8 protein-coding genes and 1 tRNA gene are annotated in these 9234 nt (G+C 65.1%); 4 read left to right on the top strand and 5 right to left on the bottom strand.

The window, feature by feature from the left end:
- Positions 1 to 30: 30 nt before the first annotated feature.
- From ACV22Z_RS16825 to ACV22Z_RS16815, 3 genes are read right to left on the bottom strand one after another with little or no spacing between them, the layout of a single operon-like run.
- Positions 31 to 777 (bottom strand): phosphoadenylyl-sulfate reductase, encoded by a 747-nt coding sequence (locus tag ACV22Z_RS16825; RefSeq protein ID WP_448077418.1) that lies wholly within the window; start codon positions 775 to 777, stop codon positions 31 to 33.
- Positions 774 to 1331 (bottom strand): DUF934 domain-containing protein, encoded by a 558-nt coding sequence (locus ACV22Z_RS16820; protein WP_448077417.1) that lies wholly within the window; start codon positions 1329 to 1331, stop codon positions 774 to 776. The genes ACV22Z_RS16825 and ACV22Z_RS16820 overlap by 4 nt, the downstream gene beginning before the upstream one ends.
- A 25-nt stretch (positions 1332 to 1356) precedes the next feature.
- Complete coding sequence (locus ACV22Z_RS16815) at positions 1357 to 3036, bottom strand: nitrite/sulfite reductase (RefSeq protein ID WP_448077416.1); 1680 nt, start codon at positions 3034 to 3036, stop codon at positions 1357 to 1359.
- A 216-nt stretch (positions 3037 to 3252) separates the two neighbouring features.
- Here ACV22Z_RS16815 and ACV22Z_RS16810 point away from each other — a divergent pair, with 216 nt between their 5' ends.
- The 3 genes from ACV22Z_RS16810 to ACV22Z_RS16800 all read left to right on the top strand — a co-directional run bounded on the left by ACV22Z_RS16810 (position 3253) and on the right by ACV22Z_RS16800 (position 5669).
- Complete coding sequence (locus tag ACV22Z_RS16810) at positions 3253 to 4194, top strand: CysB family HTH-type transcriptional regulator (RefSeq protein ID WP_448077415.1); 942 nt, start codon at positions 3253 to 3255, stop codon at positions 4192 to 4194.
- 145 nt (positions 4195 to 4339) lie between these two features.
- Entirely contained in the window at positions 4340 to 5497 is a 1158-nt protein-coding gene (locus ACV22Z_RS16805) for an ABC transporter substrate-binding protein (protein WP_448077414.1), read from the top strand.
- Positions 5498 to 5584: 87 nt separating this feature from the next.
- Positions 5585 to 5669 (top strand) — tRNA-Leu (locus ACV22Z_RS16800).
- Positions 5670 to 5937: 268 nt separating this feature from the next.
- On the opposite strand, the gene ACV22Z_RS16795 is transcribed toward ACV22Z_RS16800, so the two are convergent.
- The gene (locus ACV22Z_RS16795; protein WP_448077413.1) at positions 5938 to 7053 is read right to left on the bottom strand and encodes a DUF3396 domain-containing protein; all 1116 of its coding nucleotides are present in this window, start codon (positions 7051 to 7053) and stop codon (positions 5938 to 5940) included.
- Between the two features lie 11 nt (positions 7054 to 7064).
- Complete coding sequence (locus ACV22Z_RS16790) at positions 7065 to 7277, bottom strand: hypothetical protein (protein ID WP_448077412.1); 213 nt, start codon at positions 7275 to 7277, stop codon at positions 7065 to 7067.
- A 499-nt stretch (positions 7278 to 7776) separates the two neighbouring features.
- Here ACV22Z_RS16790 and ACV22Z_RS16785 point away from each other — a divergent pair, with 499 nt between their 5' ends.
- Positions 7777 to 9159, top strand: a complete 1383-nt coding sequence (locus ACV22Z_RS16785) for a TAXI family TRAP transporter solute-binding subunit (protein ID WP_448077411.1) — start codon at positions 7777 to 7779, stop codon at positions 9157 to 9159.
- Positions 9160 to 9234 lie beyond the last annotated feature (75 nt).

The following is a 9234-nucleotide window of genomic DNA, read 5'->3' as shown; positions in this document are numbered from 1 at the left end:
GCGGCGCATGTTCGGTCTTGTGTCGGTCGTTCAGTGCGTCGCGCCGGTTTCGGCCGTCGCGGGAATCGGCGTGATCGAGATGTGCAGTCCGCATTCCTTCGAATCGCGCGATTCCCACCACCAGCGGCCCGCCCGGCTGTCCTCGCCGGGGCGGATCGCACGCGTGCACGGCTCGCAGCCGATGCTCGGGTAGCCGCGCGCATGCAGCGGGTTGACCGGCACGTCGAACGCCTTCAGGTAGGCCCACACTTCTGCTTCGCTCCAGTCCGCGAGCGGATTGTATTTCGCGATGCCGCGCGCATCGTCACGCTCTTCCTCGTGCAGCTCGGCACGCGTCACCGACTGCTCGCGGCGCTGGCCCGTGACCCACGCGTCGACGTCGGCGAGCGCGCGGTTGAGCGGCTCGACCTTGCGGATGTGGCAGCACGACTTGCGCAGCTCGACGCTCTCGTAGAACGCATTCAGCCCGTGCTCGGCAACGTACTGGTCGACCGCATCCTGCTGCGGGTGGAACTGCTCGATCTCGTAGCCGTAGCGCTCGCGCACGCGGTCGATCATGCCGAGCGTCTCCGCGTGCAGGCGGCCCGTGTTCAGCGAGAAGACGCCGATCGCCACGCCCTTCGACAGGATCGCGTGCGTCACCAGCATGTCCTCGGCCGCGAGGCTGCTCGCGAACTTCACCTTCGGATGGCGCGCGGCGATCTGCGCGAGCAGCGCATCGAGGCGCTCGACCTTCGCGGCGAGTTCCGGCGTCAGTGCGGTGGCGTCGGCACTCATGCGCTCACCTTCGTGTCGGGCGTCGCTACGCCAGCCGCCGCGCCGCGGCGGCGGAACAGCGGCGCCGGCTCGTCGAACGCGCCCTGGTAGCGCTGCGAGAATTCGCCGAACGCGTTCAGCGCGTCGTGGATGTCCTTGTCCGCGCGCACCGCGAATGCGTCGAAGCCGCAGCGCGACATGTACAGCAGCTGGTCGCGCAGCACGTCGCCGATCGCGCGCAGCTCGCCCGTCCAGCCGTAGCGCTCGCGCAGCAGGCGCGCGATGCTGTAGCCGCGGCCGTCTGCGAAGCGCTGGAACTCGACGGCGATCAGCGCGATCGCGCCGAAGTCGGCGGCGAGATCGGCCGGTTCGCTGTCCGGCGCGAGCCACACGCCGAGTTCGTCCTTCGTCTTCGCGGCGACGAGCGCCGCGCGCTCGGCCTGCCAGAATGCGAACGGCACCAGCACCTTGCCGGCCGGCAACGCGTCGACCGCGGGCAGCGCGCCGTCTTCCGCCGCGCGCACGACCTGCCATGCATCGTCGATCACGGCGCGGTTCTTGATAATCGAAGCCATCTGCTAATTCCTTCTACCCGGTTGGTTACGCGTTCACAGCCTGGCGCGCCGCGTAGACGCGCTCCTTGAACGGCGCGATGCCGATGCGGTCGTACGTGTCGATGAAACGCTCGCCGTCGATGCGTGCTTCGACGAACGTGTCGATCAGCTTCGCGATCACGTCAGGCACTTCTTCCGCCGAGAACGACGGCCCGATCACGCGGCCGAGGCGCGCGCCGTTATGGCCCGTGCCCTGCTCGCCGCCGAGCGACACCTGGTACCACTCGGCGCCGTCCTTGTCGACGCCGAGAATGCCGATGTTGCCGACGTGGTGGTGGCCGCACGAGTTCATGCAACCGGAAATGTTCAGCGACAGGTCGCCCAGGTCGTACACGAAGTCGAGATCGTCGAAGCGCTGCTGGATCGCCAGTGCGATCGGGATCGACTTCGCGTTCGCGAGCGAGCAGAAATCGCCGCCCGGGCACGCGATGATGTCGGTCAGCAGGCCGATGTTCGGCGTCGCGAAACCGGCCGCCTTCGCCTTTTCCCACACTGCGAACAGGTCGCGCTTCTTCACGTTCGCGAGGATCAGGTTCTGCTCGTGCGACACGCGCAGCTCGCCGAACGAGTACGCATCCGCCCAGTCGGCGACCAGTTCCATCTGCTGGTCGGTCGCGTCGCCCGGCGCCACGCGATGATCCTTCAGCGACAGCGTGACGGCCGCGTAACCCGGCACCTTGTGCGGCGCGACGTTACGCTCGACCCAGCGCGCGAACGCCTTGTTCTCGAGCAGGTGCTGTTCGAACGACGCGTCGGTGTCGGCCAGCTTCTCGTAGACGGGCGGCAAGAAGCACTGCGACACGCGGTCGAGTTCCGCCTGCGTGAGCGTCGACGGGCCGTCCTTCAGGTGCTGCCACTCTTCCTCGACCTGCTGCGCGAACTTCGCCGGCGACAGCGCCTTCACGAGGATCTTGATGCGGGCCTTGTACAGGTTGTCGCGGCGGCCGTAGCGGTTGTACACGCGCAGCACGGCTTCGCAGTAGGTCAGCAGGTGCTGCCACGGCAGGTCTTCCTTGATCACCGCGCCGACGATCGGCGTGCGGCCGAGGCCGCCGCCCGCGAGGATGCTCGCGACCACCTCGCCCTGCGCGTTCTTCTTCAGGTACACGCCGAGGTCGTGGATCTGCACGGCCGCGCGGTCGTCCTTCGAGCCGGACACCGCGATCTTGAACTTGCGCGGCAGCCACGCGAATTCGGGGTGGAACGTCGACCACTGGCGCAGGATTTCCGACCACGGACGCGGATCGATCTCCTCGTCCTGCGCGACGCCGGCGAACTGGTCGGCCGTGATGTTGCGGATGCAGTTGCCGGACGTCTGGATCGCATGCATCTGCACCGACGCGAGCTTCGCGAGGATCTCGGGCGTTTCCTCGAGCTGGACCCAGTTGAACTGGATGTTCGAGCGAGTCGAGAAGTGGCCGTAGCCGCGATCGTGCTCGCGCGCGATGCGGGCCAGCATCCGGAGCTGGTCGCTGCGCAGGTTGCCGTACGGAATCGCGATGCGGTGCATGTAGGCGTGACGCTGCATGTACAGGCCGTTCTGCAGGCGCAGCGGGCGGAACTCGTCTTCGCTCAACTCGCCCGACAAGCGGCGGCGGACCTGGTCGCGGTACTGCGCGACGCGCTCGTCGACGATTGTCTGGTCGTATTGGTCGTACTGATACATTCGGGGACCCCAGGGTTTTCGTGGTGACCGCGCGACGTCCTAGCCACGTCGCGCCCGAATCTCCGTTCCGTCCGCGCCGCCCGGCCTTCCGCTGCCCGGTGGATTGCTAATGACGAAAACAGATATCCATATTTGAAAAACTCCGGTGAATCGTAATAAACTCGCCTTATATTTCAAACGACTAAAAAATTCTGTTGATATGCGGAAGGGTTATAAATGAACCTGCACCAATTTCGCTTCGTGCGCGAGGCCGTCCGGCAGAATTTCAACCTCACCGAAGCCGCCAAGGCGCTGTACACGTCGCAACCGGGGGTGTCGAAGGCGATCATCGAGCTGGAAGACGAGCTGGGCGTGGAGATCTTCACGCGGCACGGCAAGCGGGTGCGCTCGCTGACCGAGCCCGGCAGGATCATCCTCGCGTCGGTCGAGCGGATCCTCCAGGAGGTCGAGAGCCTGAAAAGGGTCGGAAAGGATTACGCGGCGCAGGACCAGGGCAACCTGACGATCGCCGCGACGCACACGCAGGCCCGCTACTCGCTGCCGGCCGCTATCGCCGAATTCAAGAAGCGCTTCCCGAAGGTGCACCTGTCGATCCTGCAGGGCAGCCCGACGCAGGTCGCCGAGATGGTGATCCACGACCAGGCCGACGTCGCGATCGCGACCGAGGCGATCGCCGACTACAAGGATCTCGTGTCGCTGCCCTGCTTCCAGTGGCACCACGCGGCCGTCGTGCCCGTCGATCACCCGCTGCTCGAGCGCAAGACGCCGACCCTCGACGATCTCGCGCAATACCCGCTGATCACTTACGACGACGCGTTCGCGGGCCGCAAGAAGATCAACCACGCGTTCGCGCTGCGCGGGCTGTCGCCGGACATCGTGCTCGAGGCGATCGACGCCGACGTGATCAAGACCTACGTCGAGCTGGGGCTCGGGGTCGGGATCATGGCCGACATCGCGTTCAACCCGGAGCGCGATCGCAACCTGCGGCTGATTCCGGTCGGCCATCTGTTCGGCAGCAACGTCACGCGCGTCGCGCTCAAGCAGGGCGCGTACCTGAGGAGCTATGTGTATACGCTCGTTGAGCTGCTGTCGCCGACGCTGAACCGCAAGCTGATCGAGCAGGCACTCAAGGGCGAATCCGAATCGTACGAGCTTTAACAGGCACCCCCAGACCTGTCGCTTCGCGCCAGCCCCCCGAGGGGGTCAAGAAAACTTCGGGCGGCCCGGCGTTTTCTTGAAGCCACGTGTATAAAGACAGGGGCGCAAATCGCGCCCCTTTTTTCTGTCCGACGGAGGACTCCGCATGACGCTTTCCGCCCTGCTGCGCGGCGCCGCCGGCGCCGCCCTCGTGCTTGCGTGCGCCGCCGCGCATGCGGACCTGAAGGTCGGCATCGACCTGTCGACGACCGGCCCGGCCGCCGCGATCGGCATCACGAGCAAGAATGCGATCCTGATGTGGCCGAAGACGATCGCCGGGCAGAACGTGCAGGTCACGCTGCTCGACGACGCGTCCGACCCGGGTGCGGCGGTGCGCAACATCAGGAAGCTCGTGTCCGAAGACCGTGTCGACGTCGTGATCGGGCCGAACATCACGCCGGCCGCGCTCGCGGCGCTCGACGCGGTGGCCGCCGCGCAAACGCCGATGATCACGCTGGTCGGCTCCGGCGCGATCGTCGAGCCGCAGGAAGGCGCGCGCACCTGGGCGTTCAAGATGGCGCAGAGCGACCGCGCGATGGCCGACGTGATGACCCGCTACATGGCGAACCACGGCGTGAAGACGGTCGGCTTCATCGGCTTCGCGGACAGCTACGGCGACAGCTGGCTCAACGAGTTCACGCGTTTCGCCGACCTGCGCAAGATCCGCGTCGTGGCAGCCGAGCGCTTCAACCGCACCGACGCGAGCGTCACGGGCCAGGCGCTGAAGCTGGTTGCGGCGAAGCCGGACGCGATCCTGATCGCCGGATCCGGCACGCCGGCCGTGCTGCCGCAGCGCACGCTGATCGAGCGCGGCTACAAGGGCCCGATCTACCAGACGCACGGCATCGCGACGCCGGAATTCATCAAGCTCGGCGGCAAGGACGTCGACGGGACGCTGTTCCCGACGCAGCCGGTCGTCGTCGCGCGCACGCTGCCGGCCGATCATCCGGCCCGCAAGGCCGCGCTCGCATTCGTCGATGCGTATGAAGCGAAATATGGCGCCGGCACCGTCACGCAGTTCGCGGGCGACGCGGCGGGCGTCTATCCGCGCCTCGCCGATGCGGTCGGCCGCGCGCTGAAGACCGCGCAGCCGGGCACGCCCGAATTCCGCAACGCGCTGCGGCGCGAGCTGGAGCGCGCGCACGAACTCGTCGTGCCGAACGGCGTCGTCAACACGAACGACAAGGACCATGTCGGGCTCGACCAGCGCGCGAGCGTGATGGGCATCGTGAAAAACGGCGGGTTCGTCTATCTCAGCCAGTGACCGGTGGCCGGGCTGCTTGCCCGGTGCCGCGTTTTCAGCGATAATTTACCTTTTCGCCGCGCGCAATCGCATGCGCAGTCCGGAAAAGCCCAGGTGGTGAAATTGGTAGACGCAGGGGACTCAAAATCCCCCGCCGCAAGGCGTGCCGGTTCGATTCCGGCCCTGGGCACCATCACAAATCGAAGGGAATCAAGGGTTTAGCCAGGATTCTCTCCAAAAAGACATCCTCAAGTGGCACAGCGTGACCCTGGAGCGTGTCCAAAAGCTGCACAGAAAGCCCCGCACTGGAAACAGGCGGGGCTTTTTCTTTGCCTCAACGCATCCTCCCCTGGCTCCCGCTGTGTCCGCCGCCTGGACACACCCGCGGGCCCAAAATGGGCCTAAAGCCGAAGGGCTCGGCCTGTATCAAGGCGGGCCAAAACCGCGCTCGCGACGCAATATCACGATGCGGGTGATAACTTCGGCGTCTTGTGCAGCTCGACCCAATACGCATTAATACGATCCGGCTCGACGTCGAGCCGGCGGAGCCAAGCCTCGGTCGCAACCTGCGTGTTCAACAGGGGAGCGGTGCTGGTCGCGGTTCCCGTCTGCAGCGTCCCGATCGCTTCAGCGACGATCGGGCGCAACGCGTTGTTCAGCAGCACGTACGCGGGCGGGGGCTCGGGCGGGTGCCCTTGTTCGCCAGCAATGCCCGTCTGCGGCGCGACGCCCGCCTGGATGATCAGGCCACCGTCGTCGTAGGGCATCTCGATGAACCAGTCCGGCGGCAGATTCAGTCTGTCTGCCCTGCCCAACTCGCGTACCAGGTCGGCATTGATCGCGGTCAGCCAGTCCACCGTCTTGATGCGATCGGTAAGGCGGCGGAGATTGCGACGCATCGGGTCGCCGACGTCCAGCCCGGGGCCGAACTTGCGGGCCCAAAAAAACTCCGACGCCTCGTTCGGGCCGCGCTGCAACAGCGAAAGGTTCGCGGCATATCCCGCGTGACCGCTCACTGCGTCGAGTTCGCGGACGACGTGCGCAAAGAGCGCCTGAAACACGCTCGGGCAGAGCGTCAGAAAGGCCTGCGGAACAGAGAACGTCACGACGTCCATGCCGCGGTTCAACGACGCCTGCCAGTCCTCGAGGCAGAAGGTCGAGAATTCCATCGTGCCGGCCTCTTGCTTGTCTTCGGCGTTGGAGACTGCGAGCACGAACGGAGCGTCCGCCGGGATGCTGGTCGACAGGGAAGCGACCGACGGCCCCTTTCCCAGTTCGACCGGCTGCTTTCCGTCCTGGTACAGCCATCGGAGCGGGGAGCCCTTGGACGGGGCGCGGTCGGCGGCCTCTTCGGCGGCGCGCTGATAAGTCTGCAGCGCATGGTCGAATCGCTGGTAGCAGGCCGCCAGCGCCTTGCGCTTGGCTGGCGTGCACCCGCCCTTGAAGTAGACAACAGCACGCACGGCGAGGGCCGCGCCTACGATCGCTCGCTGGTGCTTCGGCTCGAACGCACCGTACGGAAGCGTGCCCGCTCGGTTTGGATCGTTGGCCCACGCGATCAATTCGTCCTTCGTCATTGGCATGATGCTTAAAAGGGAATCGGAGATGGAGGGAGCGACGGCGGTATGAGCGGCGGAAGCAGGCTGCCCGAACGCGCATTGGCGCCGCCGCCGAGGATGCTCTCAAGGTCCGTTTGAGTCTGCTTTGCTGTCGACCGCTGCGCTTGCTCGTCAGCGTCACCGCAGCCGCAATCATCCGGGCTGATGCCGGCATATTTCGATTCGTCGCCAGCAATGTCCATGTACGCCGCTTCCTGCGTCTTCGAAGTGGGAAACGTGCGAGGACTGTAGCACGTGCCGAATAGGGGTAACTACCGTGTCAAAGTTGCCGGCAATCAAGGCTCGGCGCGCGCTGGCGGTGGACGCCGGCGATCTTTCGCACAGCCTGTGCCAGTCCGGTGGGGCGCCCCATACCGTCGCACGGTCAGTGGATATTTAGTTTGTGCAGCCCTGGCACCGTCACATCCCTTCAAAGCCTTATCAGTCAAGGCTCCCCAGCCTTCCAGCGCGTGTTTCTGTGGTAACTTCTGCGGTAATTGCCGTCCAGCGCAGCTACGCCTGGCTCCGCTCGCGTTCAAGTTGAAGATGAAGAACCGTCGTCTGCGTGGGAGCACCGATTCATTTCCGGTGTCCCATCCCCCGCGGCCTCTGGCACCACTGCGCAAGAAAACCCGCGAGACGTCTGACGTTGGCCCGTCGGCCAAGCGGCGCACATGAGGCCGGATAAGAGAAGACCCAACGATGCCCAGAGATCACGGAGCGCTTCGCCCGCACGAGAAACCTCCCGCGTCGCCGGCACACCGATACCTCGTCGTGGCCGGCACCGCATTGATCCTGGCAGCGCTGGGGTGGGTGCTCGTCGGCGTCATCCAGCCTGCGTTGCGCCATACGATCGTCATTACGACGGGCGCCGACAACGGCATCTATCGCGGCTTTGCAGACCGCTACGCGGCGATCCTCAAGCGTGACGGCATCACGCTCGAGATCCGCAGCTCGTCCGGCTCGGTCGAAAATTACGAGCGGTTGACGAAGCCCGACGGCGAGTACGAAGTGGGTTTCATCCAATCGGGCACGACGACGCCGAAAGAGACGGATCACCTGCAGACCATCGCCGCCGTCTCGTATGAGCCGATCTGGGTGTTCTATCGTGGCGACACGGTTGTCGACCGGTTGTCCCAACTGCGCGGCAAACGGGTGGGCATCGGTGTGCCCGGCAGCGGACTGCTCAATGTCTCCCTTGTCTTGCTCGGCTATAGCGGCATCACACGGAACAACACGACCCTGGAGCAAGTGGATGCAGCCACCGCATATCAGCGCCTCGAGCAGGGAGAGCTCGATGCCGCTTTTTTCATCGGCCGGCCTGACGCGCCGATGCAGCAAACCCTGCTGAGCAGCGATCTGAAGCTCATGAGTTTCGCGCAGGCCGACGCGCTCGTGCAGAAGTTTCCATCCCTGTCCAGAATCGTCTATCCGCGCGGCTCGACCAGCATCGCCAACGATCGTCCACCGGCAGACGTCACCCTGCTGGCCGCCACGGCGCTGCTCGTGGCGAAAGACACGCTGCATCCTGCCTTCGTCTATCTGCTGCTCGATGTCACCAAAATGGTCCACGGCCGCGAGGACTACTTCACGCCGATCGGCACGTTCCCCAACCTGAACACCCAGGAATTTCCGATCGCGGACGAAAGCACGCGCTATTTCACATCCGGCCGCCCCTTCCTGCAGCGCTACCTGCCGTTCTGGCTGGCCAGCTTCATCGAACGACGCCTGCTCGTCCTGGTTCCTTTCGCAGCGCTGCTCCTAGGCCTGTTGCAGGCACTGCCACGCATGGTGGAGGCGCATTTGAAAAAGCGGCTGCTGATCTGCTACGGGGAGCTCAAGCTGCTGGATGATGAAATCTGGGCCAACCGGCAGCCAACCCGCGACCAGATCGCGCGATGGAACCAGGACATCGAGAACATCGATGCGCACGCCAGCCAGATGCGGATGCCGAAGCGCTATTTTCAGGACCTTTACGCGCTCAAGCAGGCGATTGGCGTTGTAAGGGAGCGCATCTCGACTGAAATCATGCCCCCCTCCGCCGCCACCACGCCGCCACCACGACGCGGCACTGAAAGACAGTGACGTCCCAAGTGCTCACGCGCTTGCAGCGCAACGCACCGGCTTGCCCGATTGTCCAAGCAACAGGCACGACGCAGC

It is taken from the genome of Burkholderia sp. PU8-34 (genome assembly GCF_053427725.1).
Note: the sequence above shows the minus strand (reverse complement) of the source record. Positions and strands in the feature narration are given on the sequence as shown.